The sequence below is a fragment of the Streptomyces sp. NPDC102490 genome, assembly GCF_044765285.1.
In the GTDB taxonomy this organism is placed as follows: Bacteria; Actinomycetota; Actinomycetes; order Streptomycetales; family Streptomycetaceae; genus Streptomyces.
Map to the genome: position 1 here is coordinate 404038 of NZ_JBIWJU010000006.1, position 19493 is coordinate 423530.

The 19493-nt window shown below is 74.4% G+C and carries 18 protein-coding genes; 11 read left to right on the forward strand and 7 right to left on the reverse strand.

What is annotated here, in order from left to right; translation table 11 throughout:
* Positions 1 to 81 precede the first annotated feature (81 nt).
* Positions 82 to 1746, reverse strand: a complete 1665-nt coding sequence (gene cdgB, locus ACIRGB_RS16165; RefSeq protein WP_403864437.1) for a diguanylate cyclase CdgB — start codon at positions 1744 to 1746, stop codon at positions 82 to 84.
* 322 nt (positions 1747 to 2068) lie between these two features.
* On the opposite strand from cdgB, the gene ACIRGB_RS16170 reads away from it, so the two are divergent.
* Positions 2069 to 2677, forward strand: a complete 609-nt coding sequence (locus tag ACIRGB_RS16170) for a flavin reductase family protein (protein ID WP_403864440.1) — start codon at positions 2069 to 2071, stop codon at positions 2675 to 2677.
* A 79-nt stretch (positions 2678 to 2756) separates the two neighbouring features.
* The gene (locus tag ACIRGB_RS16175; RefSeq protein WP_403864443.1) at positions 2757 to 3227 is read left to right on the forward strand and encodes a GNAT family N-acetyltransferase; all 471 of its coding nucleotides are present in this window, start codon (positions 2757 to 2759) and stop codon (positions 3225 to 3227) included.
* 17 nt (positions 3228 to 3244) lie between these two features.
* On the opposite strand, the gene arfB is transcribed toward ACIRGB_RS16175, so the two are convergent.
* Positions 3245 to 3682 (reverse strand): alternative ribosome rescue aminoacyl-tRNA hydrolase ArfB, encoded by a 438-nt coding sequence (gene arfB / locus ACIRGB_RS16180; protein ID WP_403864445.1) that lies wholly within the window; start codon positions 3680 to 3682, stop codon positions 3245 to 3247.
* A 192-nt stretch (positions 3683 to 3874) separates the two neighbouring features.
* Between arfB and ACIRGB_RS16185 the strand changes: the two genes are divergently transcribed.
* Positions 3875 to 4450, forward strand: a complete 576-nt coding sequence (locus ACIRGB_RS16185; protein ID WP_133888889.1) for a TerD family protein — start codon at positions 3875 to 3877, stop codon at positions 4448 to 4450.
* Positions 4451 to 4518: 68 nt separating this feature from the next.
* Here ACIRGB_RS16185 and ACIRGB_RS16190 read toward each other — a convergent pair whose 3' ends face one another.
* Together ACIRGB_RS16190 and ACIRGB_RS16195 are read right to left on the reverse strand one after the other, a co-directional pair.
* Positions 4519 to 5172, reverse strand: coding sequence for a response regulator (locus ACIRGB_RS16190; RefSeq protein WP_403864449.1), 654 nt, complete (start codon positions 5170 to 5172; stop codon positions 4519 to 4521).
* On the reverse strand, positions 5169 to 6431 hold the full coding sequence (locus ACIRGB_RS16195; RefSeq protein ID WP_403864452.1) for a sensor histidine kinase: 1263 nt from the start codon (positions 6429 to 6431) through the stop codon (positions 5169 to 5171). The genes ACIRGB_RS16190 and ACIRGB_RS16195 overlap by 4 nt, the downstream gene beginning before the upstream one ends.
* 251 nt (positions 6432 to 6682) lie before the next feature.
* Here ACIRGB_RS16195 and ACIRGB_RS16200 point away from each other — a divergent pair, with 251 nt between their 5' ends.
* Positions 6683 to 7249, forward strand: a complete 567-nt coding sequence (locus tag ACIRGB_RS16200) for a heme-binding protein (protein WP_403864454.1) — start codon at positions 6683 to 6685, stop codon at positions 7247 to 7249.
* Between the two features lie 83 nt (positions 7250 to 7332).
* Positions 7333 to 8754, forward strand: a complete 1422-nt coding sequence (locus ACIRGB_RS16205; RefSeq protein WP_403864457.1) for a M1 family metallopeptidase — start codon at positions 7333 to 7335, stop codon at positions 8752 to 8754.
* A 21-nt stretch (positions 8755 to 8775) separates the two neighbouring features.
* Here the strand turns inward: ACIRGB_RS16205 and ACIRGB_RS16210 are convergent, their stop codons facing one another.
* Positions 8776 to 9774 (reverse strand): GNAT family N-acetyltransferase, encoded by a 999-nt coding sequence (locus ACIRGB_RS16210; RefSeq protein ID WP_403864460.1) that lies wholly within the window; start codon positions 9772 to 9774, stop codon positions 8776 to 8778.
* 121 nt (positions 9775 to 9895) lie between these two features.
* On the opposite strand from ACIRGB_RS16210, the gene ACIRGB_RS16215 reads away from it, so the two are divergent.
* Both ACIRGB_RS16215 and ACIRGB_RS16220 read left to right on the forward strand, forming a co-directional pair.
* The gene (locus ACIRGB_RS16215; protein WP_403864887.1) at positions 9896 to 10402 is read left to right on the forward strand and encodes a hypothetical protein; all 507 of its coding nucleotides are present in this window, start codon (positions 9896 to 9898) and stop codon (positions 10400 to 10402) included.
* 22 nt (positions 10403 to 10424) lie between these two features.
* The gene (locus tag ACIRGB_RS16220; RefSeq protein WP_403864462.1) at positions 10425 to 11156 is read left to right on the forward strand and encodes a hypothetical protein; all 732 of its coding nucleotides are present in this window, start codon (positions 10425 to 10427) and stop codon (positions 11154 to 11156) included.
* 15 nt (positions 11157 to 11171) lie between these two features.
* On the opposite strand, the gene ACIRGB_RS16225 is transcribed toward ACIRGB_RS16220, so the two are convergent.
* Positions 11172 to 11876, reverse strand: a complete 705-nt coding sequence (locus ACIRGB_RS16225) for a pentapeptide repeat-containing protein (RefSeq protein WP_403864466.1) — start codon at positions 11874 to 11876, stop codon at positions 11172 to 11174.
* Positions 11877 to 12039: 163 nt separating this feature from the next.
* Here ACIRGB_RS16225 and ACIRGB_RS16230 point away from each other — a divergent pair, with 163 nt between their 5' ends.
* From ACIRGB_RS16230 to ACIRGB_RS16245, 4 genes are all read left to right on the forward strand, one after another.
* Entirely contained in the window at positions 12040 to 13200 is a 1161-nt protein-coding gene (locus tag ACIRGB_RS16230) for an NAD(P)-binding protein (RefSeq protein WP_403864469.1), read from the forward strand.
* A 60-nt stretch (positions 13201 to 13260) separates the two neighbouring features.
* A complete protein-coding gene (locus tag ACIRGB_RS16235; RefSeq protein ID WP_403864472.1) occupies positions 13261 to 14241 on the forward strand; it encodes a zinc-binding dehydrogenase in 981 nt (326 codons plus the stop codon).
* Between the two features lie 68 nt (positions 14242 to 14309).
* Positions 14310 to 15812 (forward strand): MFS transporter, encoded by a 1503-nt coding sequence (locus ACIRGB_RS16240; protein WP_403864475.1) that lies wholly within the window; start codon positions 14310 to 14312, stop codon positions 15810 to 15812.
* Positions 15809 to 16744 (forward strand): aminoglycoside phosphotransferase family protein, encoded by a 936-nt coding sequence (locus tag ACIRGB_RS16245; RefSeq protein WP_403864890.1) that lies wholly within the window; start codon positions 15809 to 15811, stop codon positions 16742 to 16744. The genes ACIRGB_RS16240 and ACIRGB_RS16245 overlap by 4 nt, the downstream gene beginning before the upstream one ends.
* A gap of 25 nt (positions 16745 to 16769) precedes the next feature.
* Here ACIRGB_RS16245 and ACIRGB_RS16250 read toward each other — a convergent pair.
* Positions 16770 to 19493, reverse strand: a 2724-nt coding sequence (locus ACIRGB_RS16250; RefSeq protein ID WP_403864478.1) for a LuxR C-terminal-related transcriptional regulator, incomplete at its 5' end; no start/stop codon positions are given.

Here is a 19493-nt window from a genome sequence, read left to right on the forward strand (position 1 = left end):
GGGTGTATGAGAGAGCGAGCCTACCCGCTCCGGCTGACCCGAACGGGTGACCCAGACCGCATCAACGCGCTGACCTGCTGATCATCCGGCGCGGCGGTGCTGTTTGGGACGAGATCGTTTCTCGACGTACATCCGTTCGTCAGCCGACTTCAGGACTTCGTCCGCCGTCATGCCGCACTGGGCCCAGCCGATGCCGAAGCTGGCGCCCACCCGGACGGCCCGGCCCTCGGCCCGGATCGGCTGGATGATCTCGCCCCGCAGTCGTACGGCGAGGTCCTGGGCGTCGGCCCGGCCGAGCCCGTTGGCGAGGATCACGAACTCGTCGCCGCCGAGCCGGGCCACCGTGTCGCCGTCGCGGACGCCGCCGCTGAGCCGCCGGGCGACCTCGATCAGCACGGCGTCGCCCGCGTTGTGCCCGAACCGGTCGTTGATCGACTTGAAGCCGTCCAGGTCGCAGAAGAGGACCGCGAGTCCCTTGGTGCCGTCGTCGCGCCCGTCCTCGGGGGCCACGGCGTGCACATGGTGGTCGAAGGCCCCGTACGGCTCCACGGGGGCGCCGAAGTCGAAGGTGTGGCCGCCGGAGTCGAACACGGCGGAGTGCCCGTAGGCGGCGTCCATGGCGTCGGCCACGGCCGCATGCGAGGTCTGCGGGCGCTGGCACAGCCGGGCGGCGAGCCGGGAGCGCAGCTCGGCGCTGTTCGGCAGGCCGGTGAGGGAGTCGTGGGAGGCGCGGTGGGCGAGCTGGAGCTCGCGGCGCTTGCGCTCCTCTATGTCCTCGACGTGGGTGAGCAGGAAGCGCGGCCCGTCGGCGGCGTCGGCGACGACGCTGTTGCGCAGCGAGACCCAGACGTAGGTGCCGTCGCGGCGGCCCAGGCGCAGCTCGGCCCGGCCGCCCTCGGCGGAGGTGCGCAGCAGGGTGCCGATGTCCTCGGGGTGCACCAGGTCGGAGAAGGCGTAGCGGCGCATCGCGGAGGCGCGGCGGCCCAGCAGGCGGCACAGCGCGTCGTTGGTGCGCAGGATGCGGCCGTGCTGGTCGCCGCCCATCTCGGCGATGGCCATGCCGGAGGGGGCGTACTCGAAGGCCTGCCGGAAGCTCTCCTCGCTGGCCCTGAGCGCCTGCTGGTCGCGCTCCAGGCGGACCAGGGCGCGCTGCATGTTGGAGCGGAGCCGGGCGTTGCTGATCGCGATGGCGGCCTGGAACGCGTACATCTGCAACGCCTCGCGGCCCCAGGCGCCGGGGCGGCGGCCGTTGCGCGGCCGGTCCACGGACAGGACGCCGATCAGCTCGCCGCTGTTGCCGCCGCCCTGGGGGCCCGGCGCGTACATCGGGGCGAAGAGCCGGTCCGAGGGGTGCCACTCGTCCTCGAAGCGGGGCGCGGGCCCGTCGGTGTACCACTGCGGGACGTCGTCGTCGTCGAGGACCCAGCCCTCGGTGTGGGGTATGAAGATCAGGTCGCCCCACTGCTCGCCCATGTTCAGGCGCCGGTCCCAGGACGCGCGGGAGCCCGAGCGGCCGGTGATGAGCGCCTCGGCGGCCGGATTGCCCGCGAAGGCGGCGACGACCAGGTCGCCGTCGGGACCGACCAGGTTGACGCACGCCAGCTCGTAGTTGAGGGCCTGGACGACGCCGTCGGCGACGGCTTGCAGGGTGTCGGCCAGGCTGCGGGCCTTGTTCATGTCGGCCATGGCCTGGTGCAGCTGCCGCAGGGACGCCAGGCGGACATAGGGCTCCGAGTCGGTCTCCATGCTCGCCCTCCCCCCGAGACCTCGCAGTGAATCAAGGGTTCTCTTCGGCGCCTTTACTGATGGTGCCCTTGCAGGTTCCCCGCCACTGAATCACAGCGCGCTCCTCACTCGGTACACAGGGTCAACAATTACCGCCCCTTGTGACTCAAGTCACAGCGAAACATGAACAATTGAGTGGGGTTTCTGCGTTTTCCGCGTTTTACCGGTGCTTTTACCGAAGGCAGAGTGTGCAGGTATGCGCACGTCTCCTTCCGTGGTCCTAGGACCCGGTTAGGACCGGGGCCCGATGCCCCGCCCGTGCCCCGGAGATTAGCGTGACGGGGTGCCGAACACTCCGTCTCTCACATATCCCGGGTCCTCCGCGGCCCCCGCGGCCCCGTTGCCCCCGCCCGCCTCCGGGCATGCTGAGGGGGTGAGCAACGAGGAGTTCCGTGCCGCCATGTCCCGGCTGGCCTCGGGCGTGGTCCTGGTGACCGCGCAGGAGCCGTCGCTGGACCCCGACGACCCGCTGGCACCGCGCGGCGAGGACGTCGGCATGACGGCCACCGCCTTCATGTCGGTCTCCCTGGACCCGCCCCTGGTCCTGGTCAGCCTGCGCGAGGGCTCCCGCATGGACGACCTGCTGGCCGAGCAGCCCCTGTGGGCGGTCTCCGTGCTCACCGAGAGCCAGCGGCACATCGCGGGCCGCTTCGCGATGAAGGGCCGGATCAGCGACCGCCTCCTGTTCGCGGACATCCCGTACACGCGGGGCGAGGCGACCGGGGCGCCCCTGGCGGGCGGCGCCCTGGCGACCCTGGAGTGCCGCACCGAGCAGCGGGTGCCGGCCGGCGACCACACCCTGGTGATCGGCCGAGTGCTGACCGCCACACTGCCCAGCGCGGACGGGGGGCCGCTGACGTACTTCCGGGGCCGGTACCGGCAGCTGGGCTGAGCAGTAACGGGCTGAGCGGCAAGCGGGCCGAGCGGTAAACGGCTCGTCCGGTGGGCGGGTGCCGACCTAGGGTGCGCGCATGACGACCGGCACCGCGCTCCGCCTGGAGAAGATCACCCCCGCGAACCTCGAGGCCGCCCTCGCCGTACGGGTGCGCCCCGAGCAGGAATTCGCCGTGGACCCGGTGGTGAAGTCCCTCGCCGAGGCCTACGTCCACCCCGAGACGGCCTGGCCCCGCCTGATCCGCGACGGCGACCGCCCCGTCGGCTTCCTCATGGGCTTCTTCGGCATCGACTGGTACGACGACGGCAGCGCGCTGCGCTCGGGGCTGTGGCGCCTGAACATCGCCGCCGGGGAGCAGGGCCGGGGGTACGGCCGCTTCGCGGTGGAGTCGGTGGCTGCCGAGATCCGGCGCCGCGGCGGCAGGGAGTGCTTCGTCACCTGGCACCCCGGCGAGGACGGTCCCGAGAACTTCTACCTGGGCCTCGGCTTCCGTCCGAACGGGGAGAAGGCCGAGGAGGAGACGGTCGGCGTGCTGGAGCTGGACTGAGACGCGTCCCCCGCCGGTCAGTCCCAGTCCCGCGCGGAGCGCCCCCGCTTGGTCTGCGAGCGCTGCTTCTTCTCCCGCAGCCGGCGTTCGTTGATGCCGCGCGGTATGCGGGTCGGCCTGCGGGGCCTGGGCGGCGGCGCGGTGGCCTCGGCGAGGAGGGCGGCCAGGCGCACGGCGGCGGCCTCCCGGTTGCGCCACTGGGAGCGGTGCTCGGAGGCGCGGACGGTGACGACCCCGTCGGACAGGCGCCCGGCCAGCCGCTCCAACGCCCGCCGCTTCCACACCTCGGGCAGGGCGTCGGTCCGCGCCAGGTCGAAGCGCAGCTCCACCGCCGTGTCCGTGGTGTTGACGTGCTGCCCGCCGGGCCCCGAGGAGCGCGAGAAACGCCAGACCAGCTCGGCCTCGGGCAGGGAGACGGAGCCGCGGATGACATGGGGACCGGACATGCCGTCCATGGTCCCGCCCGCGGACGGCCCGCGTCACCCGAATATCCCGGACCCGTTCAGGTCCCGGTGCCGCTCTCGGTCTCGGTCTCGGTCTCGGTAAAGAAAGTAAAGAGAGGCGGAACCTTGTGGACCCCTCTCGTCGTTCATGGTGGTAGCTGTAGCTTTCTTGCCGTACGTAAACGAGGGAAGGGACTCCCAACAATGGCTGTAAGCCTGTCCAAGGGTGGCAACGTCTCGCTCACCAAGGAGGCTCCGGGCCTGACCGAAGTCACCGTGGGCCTCGGCTGGGACGTCCGCACCACCACCGGCACCGACTTCGACCTCGACGCCTCCGCGATCGCGGTCAACACGCAGGGCAAGGTCTACTCCGACGCCCATTTCGTCTTCTTCAACAACAAGCAGACGCCGGACAACACGATCGTCCACACCGGTGACAACCGCACCGGCGAGGGCGCCGGCGACGACGAGGCGATCAACGTCAACCTGGCCGGTCTGCCGGCCGACATCGAGAAGATCGTCTTCCCGGTCTCGATCTACGACGCGGAGAACCGCTCGCAGAACTTCGGCCAGGTGCGCAACGCCTACATCCGCATCGTCAACCAGGCCGGCGGCGCCGAGATCGCCCGCTACGACCTGTCCGAGGACGCGGCCACCGAGACCGCCATGGTCTTCGGCGAGCTGTACCGCAACGGCGCCGAGTGGAAGTTCCGCGCCGTCGGCCAGGGCTACGCCTCGGGCCTGGTGGGCATCGCCCAGGACTTCGGCGTGAACGTCTGACGTTCACCGCCCGTTCGTTCCCGTACGAAGGCCCCCCGGACGTCCGGCCGGGGGGCCTTCGGCGTCCCTCACGGCAGCAGGCGCTGCTCCTTGGCCACCGCGACCGCGCCCGCGCGGGTGTCGACGCCGAGCTTGTCGTAGATCCGGCGCAGATGCGTCTTCACCGTGGCCTCGCTGATGAACAGGGCGCGGGCGATCTCCCGGTTGCCGAGGCCGGTGGCGAGCTGGGCCAGGATGTCGCGCTCGCGGTCGGTGAGGGCGGGGCGCGGCTTGCGCAGGTTGGCCATGACCCGGCCCGCGACCGGCCCGGACAGGGCGGTACGGCCCTGGGCGGCGGCGTGGAGGGCGGCGAACAGTTCCTCGGGGCGTTCGGCCTTCAGCAGGTAGCCGGTCGCGCCCGCCTCGATGGCGCGGGTGATGTCGGCGTCGGTGTCGTACGTGGTCAGGACGAGGACGTGCGGCGTGCGGCCGGTGCCCGTGGTGAGGCGGCGGGTGGTCTCCACGCCGTCGATGCCCGCGCCGAGCTGAAGGTCCATCAGGACGACGTCCGGCGCCAGCCGTGCGGCGAGCGCGAGCGCCTCCTCACCGGTGCCCGCCTCGCCGACCACCTCGATGCCGGGGGCGCTGTCGAGCAGGGCGAGCAGTCCGGCGCGTACGACGACGTGGTCGTCGCAGACCAGGACGCGCACGGGGGCGGGCCCGCCGTCTGCCGGGTCGGTCATCGGGGTGCCTCCTGCGGGTCGGCCGGGTCCGGCGGGTCCGCCGGGTCGGTTCGGGGCGGGTCCAGGGGGACGGCTGCGGACAGGGCGGTGCCCTCGCCGGGCGCGGACTCGACGGTCAGGGTGCCGCCCAGCTGGCGCAACCGGGCGTGCATGGCGGGCAGTCCGTGCCCGCGCATCCCGGCGGGGGCGTCGGTGGGCGCCGCCGGGTCGAAGCCGTGCCCGTCGTCGGTGACGTCCAGGACGACCTCGTCGTCGAGCAGGGTGAGGCTGAGCGCGGCGCTGGTCGCGCCCGCGTGCTCCCGGACGTTGGCCAGCGCGCCCTGGGCGATGCGCAGCAGCGCCGACTGGACGCGGTCGGGCAGCGGCGGGACGCGGGCGCCGTCGTCGACGTGGACGCGGACGGTGAGCCGGTCGCCGGACTCCCGCGCGGCCAGCGCCCGCAGCGCCGCCTCCAGTCCGCCGCCGCGGGCGAGGTCGGCCGGGGCCAGGTCGTGGACGAAGCGGCGGGCCTCGGCCAGGTTGTGCTCGGCGACGGAGGCAGCGCCCCGGACGTGGGTGCGGGCCTTGCCCGGGTCGGACTCCCAGACCCGCTCGGCGGCCTGGAGCAGCATCCGCTGGCTGGACAGGCCCTGGGCGAGGCTGTCGTGGATCTCCATGGAGAGCCGCTGGCGTTCGGCGAGGGTGCCCTCGCGGCGTTCGGAGGCGGCCAGTTCGCGGCGGGTGCGGATCAGGTCGTCGATCAGGGCGCGCTGCCGGGCGGCCTGCCGTTCGGTGTGCAGGAACACGGCCGCGGCGATGGCGGCGACGGCGGGCGGGGCGAGCAGCAGGTTGGGGTCGAAGCCCCCCGCGAGCCGCAGTTGCGCGGCGACGACGAACACCGTCAGGACGGTGACCAGGACCAGCGCCGCCCGGGCGGGCAGGGTGCGCAGGCCGGTGTAGAAGAGGGGCACCGCGCACCAGGCGAAGCTGGGCGCCAGCACGACCAGCACCATCCACACCACGACGACCAGGCCCAGCCAGGCCAGGCGCCGCCGGGCGGGCGGGACGGCGGGAGCGGACGGCGCGGGCCCGCTGAGGGCGGGCCCGAGCAGGTGCAGCAAGGCGAGGGCGAGGGACAGGGCGATGATCCACGGGGTGCGGGGCTCCCCGGGGTGGCGCAGCAGGAAGCGGGCCAGGGCACCGCCGAGCAGCAGGAAGAACGCCCCGTGCATGACGGCCCCGAGCCACCGGGTGTCCGGGTGGTCGTACGGCTTCGGCATCCGTCACCCGCCTCCTTTGGCCCGTCTCTCCTGCCGCGCTGCTCCCCAACGTGCCGCAGAGGACCGCTGAGCTGCGCGAACACTCCCATGGTGCCCTCTTCGGACGCCCCGTGGGTCAACCGATCGGACGACCCCGCCGTCGCCCGTTCCGTCGCCCACGAGCAGCCGGAACGGCGACCGCGCGCCCCCGGTACGGGCCGGAGAGTGGAGAGCACGAACCCGCCCGACCTCACCCCGAGGAGCAGACCACCATGAAGAAGACCCTCTCCCGTCGTGCCCGCCTCGCCACCGGCGGTGCCGTGCTCGCCGCCGTCGCCGCCGGCACCTTCGGCACGGTGGCCGCGAACGCCTCCGCGCCCGAGGCCGCCCAGGACGCCGCGGTGTCCGCCGCCCCCGCCGCGGCCGGCAAGCGCGACACCACCACCTCCACGCACCTGACGACCGACGCCGCCACCGAGGCCGCGCAGGCCGCGCTGAAGGCCGCCGAGAAGGAGGGCCAGCGGGTCACGGTCGCGGTCGTCGACCGCAACGGCAACACGATCGTCACCCTGCGCGGTGACGGCGCCGGTCCGCAGTCCTACGAGTCGGCGGAGCGGAAGGCGTACACGGCCGTCTCCTGGAACGCCCCGACCAGTGAGCTGGAGGGCCGCCTGAAGAACGCCCCGAACCTGAAGGACATCCCGGGCACCCTGTTCCTGGCCGGCGGTGTCCCGGTCACCGCGGGCAAGGCGCCGATCGCCGGCATCGGTGTCGCGGGTGCTCCGTCCGGCACCCTGGACGAGAAGTTCGCCCAGGCCGGCGCGGCGGCGCTGAACTGAGCGGGGGTCAGCGACCCGGCGGGCGGGCCCCAACAGGCGGCCCCAGCGGGCGTTTCACGTGAAACGCCCCATAGGATCACGTGGTGCGCACCCCCACCCCCCGTCTCCTCGTAGCCGCCGCCACCGTCCTCGCCCTCGCGGCGTGCAGTGGCGGTGGCGCGGTCGACGGCACCCCCGGCGGCTCGGGCGTGCGCGACCCGTACTTCCCCAAGGCGGGCAACGGCGGCTACGACATCGGCCACTACGACCTGGTCCTGGACTACGACCCCGATACCGACGCCGAGGCCGGGCGTCTCAGCGGCAGCGCGACGATCACCGCCCGCGCGACCCGGGACCTGTCCGCCTTCGACCTCGACCTCAAGGGCCTGGACGTCGAGTCGGTCACCGTCGAGGGCCGGGACGCCCGCTTCAACCGGGCCGGACAGGAGCTGACCGTCCGCCCGGCCGAGGAGCTGACCAAGGGGGAGACGTTCCGCGTGAGGGTCCGGTACTCGGGCGAGCCGGAGACGATCACCGATCCCGACGACTCCGAGGAGGGCTGGCTGCCCACCGCCGACGGCGCGGTCGGGCTGGGTGAGCCGACGGGCTCGATGGCCTGGTTCCCCGGCAGCCACCACCCCTCCGACAAGGCGACGTACGACCTGGCGATGACCGTGCCGGAGGGCCTCGGCGTGGTCTCCAACGGCGAGTTGCGCGACGAGCGGACCCGGGACGGCCGTACGACGTTCACCTGGCACACCGCCGAGCCGATGGCGAGCCATGTCGTCACCGTCGCCGTCGGCGAGTGGGAGACCGCCCGCTCCACCACGGACGACGGCCTGCCGGTGTACACGGCCGTCGACCCGACCCAGGCCGACGCGAGCCGGAAGGTCCTGAAGCGGCTCCCCGAGATCATCGACTGGGCGCAGGAGAACTTCGGCCCCTACCCCTTCTCCTCCACCGGCGCGATCGTCGACCGCGACGAGGACGCCGAGTACGCCCTGGAGACCCAGAACCGGCCCTACTTCCCGGGCGCTCCCGACACCGTCCTGCTCGTCCACGAACTCGCCCACCAGTGGTACGGGAACTCCGTCAGCCCGAAGACCTGGCGGGACATGTGGCTGAACGAGGGCTTCGCCACCTACGCGGAGTGGCTGTGGGAGGAGGACCACGGCGGCGACACCGCCCAGGAGACCTTCGACGCGCTCTACGACGGCACGTACTACGACGACGCGGACGCGAACGACTCGATCTGGGCGTTCCCGCCCGCGGACCCGCCCGACGCGGCGCACCTCTCGGAGAGCCCGGTCTACCAGCGGGGCGCGATGGTCCTGCACAAGATCCGCGAGACGGTCGGCGACGACGCCTTCTGGGACCTGCTGCACGGCTGGGCCGCCGCCCACCGCCACGGCAACGCGGACACCGGGGACTTCACGGCGTACGTGGAGAAGTCGGCGCCGGACGATGACTTCTCGCAGATCTGGGCGGACTGGCTGCGCGGGGACGGCCGGCCGGACACGCCGTGAACCGCCGCCCCCGCGGCCGTCTCACCCCCGGGAGCCCTCGGAGCCGTCGAAGCCGTCCAAGCCGTCCAAGCCGTCGAGCAGCAGGGCCAGGTCCGGCGGCCAGAGCGGCTCGGGCGCCTCGGCGAGTTCGGCGCGGCTCCACCAGCGCCAGGTGAGGATGCCGTCCGCGGCGTGGGCGGCGGCGAGGTCGGGTCCGGTGGGCTCGCGGCGGGGGCCCCGGGCGACGTAGATGTGCTCGTACTGGCGGACGGGGCCGACGCTCAGGTGGGTGAAGTCGTGTTCCCAGGTGCAGAGCAGGGGGCCCGGTTCCAGGTCGGTCCAGCCGGTCTCCTCGCGCACCTCGCGCAGGGCGCCCTCGCGGGGGTTCTCGTCCGCCTCCAGGCCGCCCCCGGGCATCGCCCAGTACACGCCGACCTCGACGTTGTCGTAGCGCAGGAGGAAGACCGCGCCCTCGGGGTCGAGCACCGCGACGCGGGCGGCGCGGCGCGGGGTGCGCGGGGTGCCGCTCTCCAGTTCCCTGCGCAGCACCGTGCACGGGCGGCCGGCGCCGAGGTCGCGGCGGTGGTCCAGGACGGTGTAGCCGAGGGCGGTCCAGAAGGCGAGCGCGGCGGTGTTGCCGTCGAGGACGGCGAGCCGTACGGCGGTGCGGCCCGCGGCGCGGAACCGGTCCTCGACGAGCGACACGAGCCGCCTGCCGTGTCCCTGCCGCGCCAGGCCCGCGTCCACCATCAGCAGCCCGATCCACGGGTCCGGGTCGGACCGGTCGGGGTGCCGGGCGAGCGTCACCGCGATCCCGGCCAGCCGGCCCGCGTCCCGGGCGAGCAGCACCTCGGCGCCGGGCCGCGCCAGTTCACCGGCGAGCGCGGCCGCCACCTGCTCCGGGCGGATGTCGTCCGGGTCGGGGAAGTCGCCGCTGAGCGCGTGGAAGGCGCGCTGGGAGGCGTAGAGGGCGGTGAGTTCGGTGAGGACGGGGCCAGGGATGTCGTGGTCGGGGGTGAGGGGCAGCGGGGTCAGGATCACGGGGGCAACCTATCCGGCCGCCGGTCCCGGCCGCCCGGATCGGTCCAGGTCGGAGAGGGCCGAGGACGAAGCGGTGGCGGGCGTCGCACCGGTCCAGGCGGTCCGTGACACCATCATCTGCGTGCTCGACATCGGCTACGCCCTCTCCACCCGCTTCCCGGACCCGCCGCAGACGGACTACCGGCGCGCGGACGTCCACGCCCTGCGCCACGACCTGTTCTGCGGGGACGTGTACCTCGCCGACACCACGGCGGACCGGGAGTTGTCCACAGCCTGGGGATGGGTGCCGGTGCTCGACTTCGCCTGGGCGCTGTGCGACATCGTGGAGCACCTCGACCGGGACCCGGCGGGCTCCCGGGCCGCGCGGCCCCAGCGGGCGGAGCTGGACTTCACCGAGTCCACCGACCGCCTGCTCTTCGAGCGCCGCTTCGGCTGGGTCGACATCGAGGCGGAGTGGCTGCCCGAGACCGAACGCCCGCTGTCCTTCTCCCACACCGAACTGCGCCGCGAGGCCCGTGACTTCCTGCACGACCTGCTCGCCGACCTCACCGACCTGCACGAGGACCTGGCGGACAACCCGGCCGTGTGGACCCTCCAGTCCCGTTTCCCGCGGATGCCCTCCGCCTAGACAGCAAGGAGCGTCACTTCCGATGACGACCGCACGGCCCGAGCCGTTCAGGCCCGCCCTCGTCAAAGCGGTGTTCCGGGACGTGACCCCGCTGCACGTCTCCCGGTCGGCCGCGTGGGCCGCCGCGTCGGTGACGCGGACGGTGCTGACGGAGATCGTCGACGGCGCGCGGAGGGCGGCGGCGGAGCAGTCCCGGAAGAAGCTGATACCCGGGGACCTGATCTCGGCGACCGACCGCGACGTCGAGCTGCAGGTGGGGGGCCCGTGGTACGAGCACAGCCCGACGTTCCGCTGCCGGATGGGTGACCTGTACGACGCCGACGGTGTCCTCGTCCCCCTTCGTCAGCGCAGGGGGCCGCGCACACCGAGTGCCGTGGCCGGTGCCCACCGGTTCGAGGCCGGGGTCAGGAGGCTGCTGCGGAGCCTGGGGACGACGGCCGCCCCCAGGGTGGTCCGCGACCTGGACGGCATCGCGAGCGTGTTCCTGACGGACCTCGCCCGGGGCGCGGCCGTGGTCGTCCGCGACGGCGGGCTCAAACGCTTCGGCACGGTCGTCCTGGGGACGCCGGACGAAGCGGCCGCGCTCCCGTTCCCCAAGGATCTCCTCGGGGCCCTGTCCACCCGCACGGGGGACCGGCGGACCATCGACGGGGACGACGTCCTGGCCGCCACCACGATGGTGTTGTTCGGCGGCCTCAGGCGGCGGGCCCTCACCGCGGCACGCGCCCTCACCGCGGCACGCGCCCACGCGTGATCCGCCGGACCCGCCCTACCCCTCCGCCAGCACCCGCACCCCCAGCTCCGCCGCGAGCACCGGGGCGAGGTCGAGGAGCTGGGCGGGGCTGATCACCGCGCCCGAGAGCCGGTCCACGCCGCGGGCCAGCTCCAGCGGGGCGGCGCCGCGCAGGTCGACGTCGACGAGGGTGGCCGCGCTGAGGTCGGCGTCCTTGAGGGCGCAGTCCACGAACTCGACCCGTTCCAGGCGGGCGCCCCCGAAGTCCGGCTCGACCAGAACGCAGCTCTCGAAGACGACGTCCTTGAGGCGGGCCCGGCGCAGGTTGAGAAAGTCGATCTTGCCGCCCCGGACCAGGACCCGTTCCAGCACGGCCCCGTGCAGCTGGGTGCCGCCGAGGCGGGCGTCGAGCAGCTCGACGTCGCGCAGGGTCGCCTCCGCGAGATTCGTGCCGACGCCCCGGACGCCGGTGAGGCGGGTGTCGAGCAGCCGGGCCCGGGGCAGCGACGCCTCGTCCAGCGCGCAGCCCGTCAGCGCGCAGTCCATGAAGCGGGCGCCCGCGCCGTCCTGGCCGGTGAGGTCCGTCTCCCGGAACTCCAGCGCGTCGTAGTCCCCGTCCGGCTCCAGTCCGCCGCCGTCCCCGTACGGCTCCAGCGGCGGCAGCCGCAGCTGGGGGCGCCTCGCCCCGCGCACCGTGGTCGTACCGCGCCCGCCCGCCGTGCCCGCCGCTCTCCTCGCCATGGCCCCATGCTGCACCCCGCCACTGACAACCCGTCCCACCTGCGGGACCGCCTTTCCTCCGGGCCGCATGTCACATCCGGCACCCCCTCGGACGTCGTACGGGCAGACAGGCGCCGCGCACGGCGACCCGACCGCGACCCCGATCCGAGGGAGAACCCGAGTCATGCATCGCATCACCGTCATCGGCGGCGGCTTCGCCGGACTGACCGCGGCCATCACCGCCGCCGAGGCGGGTGCCAAGGTCACCGTCCACGAGGCCCACCACACGCTCGGCGGACGGGCCCGGACCGCCGACGGCCCCTACCGGACCAACGACGGCCCGCACGCCCTCTACAACGGCGGCCCGCACTGGGCCTGGCTGCGCCGACGCGACCTGATCGGCCCGCTCGCGCCGCTCCCGCCGCTGGAGGCGGCCCGGCTGCGGCTGCGGCACAAGGGGGCGCTGCGCCGCACCCCGCCGTTCGCCATGCTGAAGCTGCTGCGCCCGGGGGTCGAACCGGCCCCCGTCGACACCGACTTCCTGACCTGGGCGACCGGGATCGCGGGCGAGGAGGGCGCGCGGGCCGCCGCCCACTACAGCGCGGTGGCGCTGTTCCACCACGATCCGGGGTCGCTGTCCGCCGCCTTCGTGCAGGAGCGGCTGCGCCGGGCCGCCAAGCTGCCGCCCGAGGCGCACTACCCGCGCGGCGGCTGGGGCGGGGTCGTGGACCGGATGGCCGCGCTGGCCTGGAACCTCGGGGTCCGGATGGAGACGCTCTCCCGGGTGGACGCCCTGCCCACCGACACCCCGGTCATCGTCGCCACCTCCCTCGACGCGGCCCGCCGCCTGCTGGACGACCCCTCGCTGACCTGGCCCAGCGGCCGCACCGCCCTGGTCGACCTGGCCGTACGGACCCGGCGCGGCGACGCCTTCGCCGTCTCCGACCTGGACGCGCCGGGGTGGATCGAGCGGTTCACGGCGCAGGACCGCACGCTCGCACCGGCGGGCGAGCAGCTGATCCAGGGACAGCTCCCGCTCGCGCCGCACGAGTCGAAGGCCGACGGCACCGCACGGGCCGAGCAGTTGCTCGACCTGGGGTTCCCCGGCTGGCGCGAGCGGCTGACCTGGCGGCGCGACGCGGTCGCCAACGGCCGTACCGGCGCCGTCGACCTGCCCGGCACCACCTGGCGCGACCGGCCCGCCGTCGATCGCGGCGACGGCGTGTACCTCGCCGGTGACCAGGTCGCCTCCCCCGGGCTGCTCTCCGAGGTCTCCTTCAACAGCGCCCTGACGGCGGTCTCCCTCGCCCTCGGCCGGCGCGAGCTTGACCTCAAGCACGCTTGAGGTCGTTGGGTGGGGTCCACAGCAGCCCGTAGCCGCGCACTCTTCCCCTGGGGGACCGTCATGCACGCCATCCGACTGCACGCCTTCGGCCCGGCCGGGAACCTCGTCCTGGACGAGGTGGAGGACCCGGTGCCGGGCCCCGGCCAGGTCCGCGTCGCCGTCCGCGCGGCGGGCGTCCACCTCCTGGACACCGCCCTGCGGGAGGGCCTCCAGGGCCCGGCGCCCGCGCTTCCCGAGCTGCCCACGATCCCCGGGCGCGAGGTGGCCGGCGTCGTCGACGCCCTCGGGGCGGGCACGCCGGACGGCTGGCTGGGCAGGCGCGTGGTCGCCCACCTCGGCTTCGCGCCCGGCGGCTACGCCGAACTCGCCGTCGCCGACCTCGCCCGCGTCCACGAGATCCCCGCCGCCCTGGACTTCGCCGAGGCCGTCGCCATGGTCGGCACCGGGCGTACGGCGATGGGTATCGTGCAGTTCGCCGAGCTGGGTCCCGGCGCGGTGGCCGTGGTCCCGGCCGCCGCGGGCGGCATCGGCACCCTGCTGGTGCAGTACGCGAAGAACACCGGCGCCACGGTGGTCGGGCTCGCCGGCGGCCCGGAGAAGACCGCGCTGGTCGCCGCGAACGGCGCCGATCTCGCCGTCGACTACCGGGAACCCGGGTGGCCGGCGAAGGTCCGCGCCCACCTCGGTGGCCGGGCGGCGACCGTCGTCTTCGACGGCGTCGGCGGGGAGGTGGCCCGCGAGGCCGTCGCCCTGCTCGGGCCCGGCGGGCGGCACCTGGTCTTCGGCTGGTCGGGCGAGGGCCTGCGCGACGGCACCCCGTACCTCGTCGACGGCGTCTCCCAGCAGGTGCTCGGCCCCGTGATGATGCGGCAGGCCGGCGGCGCCGACCCCGTACGCACCCTCGAACTGCGCGCCCTCGCCGAGGCCGCGCAGGGGCGGCTCGTCCCGGCCGTGCGGCGCTTCCCGCTGGCCGACGCCGCCGCCGCGCACCGCGCCCTGGAGAACCGGGCGACGACCGGAAAGGTGGTCCTGGAGCCATGACCGACGACGAGCGGCGCGGGCCGCGCGACGGGGATGCGATACGTCCCGATCCGTGGTCTTCTGGCCAGATGAGTGGCTCCCCGACAGGTGGACCCGCCGCGCCGGCGGAGGCCGACCCCCGCCGCTGGTGGGGGCTGGTGGTGATCGCCCTGGCCCAGCTGATGGTCGTCCTCGACGCGACGATCGTGAACATCGCGCTGCCCTCGGCGCAGCGCGACCTGGGCATCTCCGACGCCAACCGGCAGTGGGTGATCACCGCGTACACCCTCGCGTTCGGCGGTCTGCTGCTGCTCGGCGGGCGGGTCGCGGACCTGGTGGGACGCAAACGCACCTTCGTCATCGGGCTGATCGGCTTCGCCGTCGCCTCCGCGATCGGCGGCGCCGCCACGACCTCGGCGATGCTCTTCGGCGCCCGCGCCCTCCAGGGCGTCTTCGCCGCCGTCCTCGCGCCGTCCGCGCTGTCCCTGCTGACGACGACCTTCACCGACCCGAGGGAACGCGGGAAGGCCTTCGGCATCTACGGCGCGCTGGCCGGCAGCGGTTCGGCGATCGGCTTCATCGTCGGCGGCGTGCTCACCGAGTACCTGAACTGGCGCTGGTGCCTGTACGTCAACATCCCCATCGCCGTCGTCGCGGTGATCGGCGCCTTCGTCCTGCTGCACGACCGGCCCGGACATGCCGACGCCCGGCTCGACGTGCCCGGTGTGGTCCTCGGCTGCGGCGGTCTCGTCGCCCTCGTCTACGGCTTCAGCGAGGCCCAGCCGCGCGGCTGGACCGACCCGCTGGTGCTGGCGCTGTTCGGCCTGGCCGTGGTGCTGCTGGCCACTTTCGTGTGGTGGCAGACCCGGGCGGCGACGCCGCTGCTGCCGCTGCACGTCATCCGGGAGCGCAACCGCGCCGGGTGCTTCCTGACGATGATGCTGGCGGTCATCGGCATGTTCGGGTTGTTCCTGTTCATGACCTACTACCTCCAGGTCATCCTCGGCTACTCCCCGGTGCGGACCGGCCTGGCGTTCCTGCCGCTGACCGCCGCGATCGTCGTGGGCTCCACCCAGATCTCGGCCCGGCTGCTGCCGCACGTGGGCCCGCGCATGCTGATGGTCCCCGGCATGCTCCTCGCCTCCGGCGGCATGGTGATCCTCACCCGGATCACCGTGCACTCGGCGTACGCCTCCGAGATCCTCCCGGCGCTGCTCCTGATGGGCCTCGGCATGGGCCTGACCTTCATGCCGGTGTTCTCCACGGCCACCGCGGGGGTCGCCCCGAAGGACTCCGGCGTGACCTCCGCGACGGTCAACACCTCGCAGCAGGTGGGCGGCTCGATCGGCACGGCTCTGCTCAACACCATCGCGACCAGCACGAGCGCGTCGTGGATCACGGCGCACCTCACCGATCCCTCCCAGCGGGAGCTGATCGTGCGGGAGGGGATCGTGCACGGGTACACGGTGGCGATCTGGGTGGCCGCCGGCGTCATGCTCCTCGCGGGGCTGGTCGCCGGGGTGATGGTGACGGCGAAGGCGCCGAAGCACGGGCTGCCGGCCGAGCGGGCGGTGCGGGAGCCGGTGGGCTGAGGGGATATCCGCGTGACCGCGGGCCCCGCTCGCCGGTAGCGTCCGGCGGTGTGATCGACGTACCCGAACGACTCGTGGCCGCGCAGGCGAAGTACAACGGGGAGGCCGGGCGGGCCTTCGTCGACGGGCTGCCCGCGCTGGCGGCCGGGTTCCTGGAGCGGTGGGAGCTGCGGCTGGACGGGCCCTCGATGCACGGATGGGCGGCACTGGTGCTGCCGGTCGTGCGCCGGGACGGTACCGAGGCCGTGCTGAAGCTCCAGATCCTCGACGCGGAGACCGAGGGCGAGCCCCTCGCGCTGCGGGTGTGGGACGGGGACGGCGCGGTGCGGCTGCTCGACCACGACGCGGCCACCGGCACCATGCTCCTGGAGCGCCTGGACTCCGGCCGGATGCTCAGCCACGTCGAGGACTCCCGCGAGGCCGTCCTGGTCATCGCCCGGCTGCTGGCCCACCTCACCGCGACGCCCGCCCCGCCCGGTGTGCGCCGCCTCGGGGACGTCGCGCGGGGCATGCTGGAGCGGACGCCCGACACGCTGGAGCGCATCCCGGACCCGGCGGACCGGCGGCTGGTCGCCGACTGCGCCGCGGCCGTGCGCGAGGTCGCCGACGAGCCGGGCGACCGGCTGCTGCACTGGGACCTGCACTACGAGAACGTCCTCGCCGCGGACCGCGCCCCCTGGCTGGCCATCGACCCCAAGCCGCTGGCCGGCGACCCCGGGTTCGACCTGCTGCCCGCCCTGGACAACCGCTACGACCCGGACGAGACCCGGTGGCGGTTCGACGCCCTGACCGACGTCCTCGGCCTCGACCGGGAGCGGGCCCGCGCCTGGTCGCTGGGCCGCGTGCTCCAGAACAGCCTGTGGAACGTCGAGGACGGCGACCCGCTGGAGACGGAGCAGCTGGAGATCGGACGGCTGCTGCGCGCCCTGTGAGGACCGCGGAAGTCACCGGCGGTCCTCAGCAGCGGGTGTCGGGGTGCGGCTCCCGTTCGCGTACGCCGCGCTCCAGGGCGCCCGGCAGTTCCGTCCTGCGCCGTATCCGCAGCTTGCGGTAGGTGCTGGTCAGGTGGGTCTCCACGGTGCGCCGGGCGAGATGCAGCAGGTCGGCGATCTCGGTGTTGGTGCGGCCGTCGGCGGCCAGTTCGGCGATCCGGCGCTCGCTGCCGGTCAGCGCCCCGGCGCCGGTGCGGGACGCCACCGAGCCGCGGGCGCCGCCCTCGCGCAGGGCCTGCCCGGCCAGGGTGAGCCAGCGCAGGGCGCCCTTGCGTTCGGCCAGTTCCGCCGCCTCGCGCAACCGGGCCCTGGCGCGTCCGCGTTCGCCCGCGTCGAGGAGCTGGCGGCCCTGGGCGAGCAGCGCGGGGATCAGCTCCATGTCGGTGTCGGCGGGCGCGTCCCGCAGGGTCCGTACGGCCTCCTCGGCCAGTTCGAGGCCGCGCCGCCCGCCGGTCGCGGTGCCCAGCACGCGCAGGGCGCGGCCCACGGTGCGCGGGGTGTTCCACACCCGGGCCAGCCGCAGTTCCTCCGTCGCCAGGGCCAGCGCCTCGGGGCCGCCGCCCAGCGCCAGCCGGCACTCCGCGACGGCGGTCCGCCACGGGGTGACGACGGGGCTGATCACCTCGCGGGCCGCCTGGCGGCGTCCGCACTCCAGGAAGTCGTGCAGGGCGCCCGCCGGGTCGCCGGTGGCGGCACGCAGCACGCCCCGCGCGTACAGGTAGCGGTTCAGCTCCCAGTTCTCCGGCACCTCGCGCAGGTCGAAGCGGTCGGCGTGGCGCAGTGCCTCGTCGGTGCGGCCGGTGTGGACCAGGGCCATCAGGGCGTGGGCGTCCCGGTTGGTGGGGCCGGGGCCGGGGCCGGGCCCGGGGTCGGCGGCGAGGGCGAGCAGCCGGGCGTGGTCGCCGCGGGCGGCAACGATGTCGGCGCGGGTGTTGAGCAGCGCGTGGTGCATCGGGTGCAGCAGGGCGGGGTGCTGTCCGGCCAGGCCGCGTTCCACGAGCCGCTCGGCCTCGTCGAGTTCGTCGGCCCACTGGGCGACCGCGGCGGCCGTGCCGAGCAGGAAGGGCTCGGCGAGCGGGTCGGTGGGCTGCGCGAGCAGGTCCCGCACCCGGGCCATCGCCTCGTCGGCGGAGATCAGCGCGGCCGTCGCCGCGTACCGCACCAGCAGGGCCTGTCCGGCGGTGCCGACCAGTTCCGGGGAGTGCCGGCCGGTCTCGCACAGCCACCGGTACACCTCCTGCCGGGTCGCCAGGTCCTCGTCGGACAGCAGCGCGGTGGCGGTCTGCACGGTGCGGGCCAGGCCCGGGTGGCCGGACAGCCGGCCCTCGGTGCGGCGCAGCACCTCCATCGCGGTACGGATCTCACCGCGCCCGGCCAGGGCGGTGCCGAGGGCGACGGCGGTACGTACCCGGTTGCGGGGGTCGGCCGGCAGGTGCTGGGCCTCGGCGAGCCGCGCGATGGCGGCCGGGGTGTCGGCCGACGCGTACTCCAGGGAGCCCAGTTCGGTCAGCAGCCGTTGCCGGAGGTCGTCGGTCAGCGGCTCGTCCAGGGCCCGGCTCAGGTAGCGGACGGCGTCGGCGGGCCGCGCGTCGTGCACAGCGACGGTCACGGCGTCGCGCAGCACGCGCAGCGCCCAGGACCGGCCGACGGCCGGGGTGCGCAGCAGGTGCCGGGCGACCGCCTCGACCCGGTCGCCGCGGCGCAGCATCGCCTCCGCCGCCGCCCGGTGCACGGCCTCGCGGCGCGGCCGGGGCCAGCCGCTCAGTACGGCGTCGCGCAGCAGCGGGTGCGCGTAGCGGGGGCGGCCGCCCGCGTCGGGGCGCAGCAGCCCGAGCCGGGTCATGGCGGCGAGCCAGCCCTCGATCCGCGCGGGATCGGCCCCGGCCGCCTCGGCGAGCACGTCGACCGGGTCACCGGCCGACCCCCGCTCCGGGGGCGGTGAGGGGGTACGCCACAGCGTCGTGCGCTGCGGCGCGTGCGCGGGCGGCTCGGTCCAGCCGTAGGCGGCGCCGGGCGGGCCGTACGGGTCCTGGGCCGGGTACGCGGGGTACGGCGCCCCGGCGTCGGGTCCGGCGGACTCGTCGGGGTGCGGATAGGGGCCGTGCTCCGGAAGCCCCGCGCCGAGCCCGGGATGCGGGTCCGCGCCGCCGTTCCCCGGGTCCGCGCTCCACACGTCCCGGCAGCCCGGCGCGATGTCCCGGGGCCGCCGCGTCCGCGCCGCCGGCGACTCGTGGGGGTGCCGCCGCGCGGCGTCGAACGGCGGGGCCGAGCGGTACCCGCCGTCCGACGGCGGGGCCTGCGGGTACACGGCATCCGACCCGCCCTCCGACGGCGACACCTGCGGGTACCCGGCGCCGAACGCCGACGCCTGCCGGTACCCACCCTCCGACGACGGTGCCTGCGGGGACGCGGCACCTGACGACGACACCTGCCGGTACCCACCCTCCAACGGCGACGCCTGCGGGGACGCGGCACCTGACGACGACACCTGGCGGTACGCGCCGTCCAACGGCGACGCCTGTTGGTACACGCCGTCCGACGGCGGCGCCTGCCCGAACACCGCATCCGACGACGCCGCCCGCGAGGACGCGGCGCCTGACGACGACACCTGGCGGTACGCGCCGTCCAACGGCGACGCCTGTTGGTACACGCCGTCCGACGGCGGCGCCTGCCCGAACACCGCATCCGA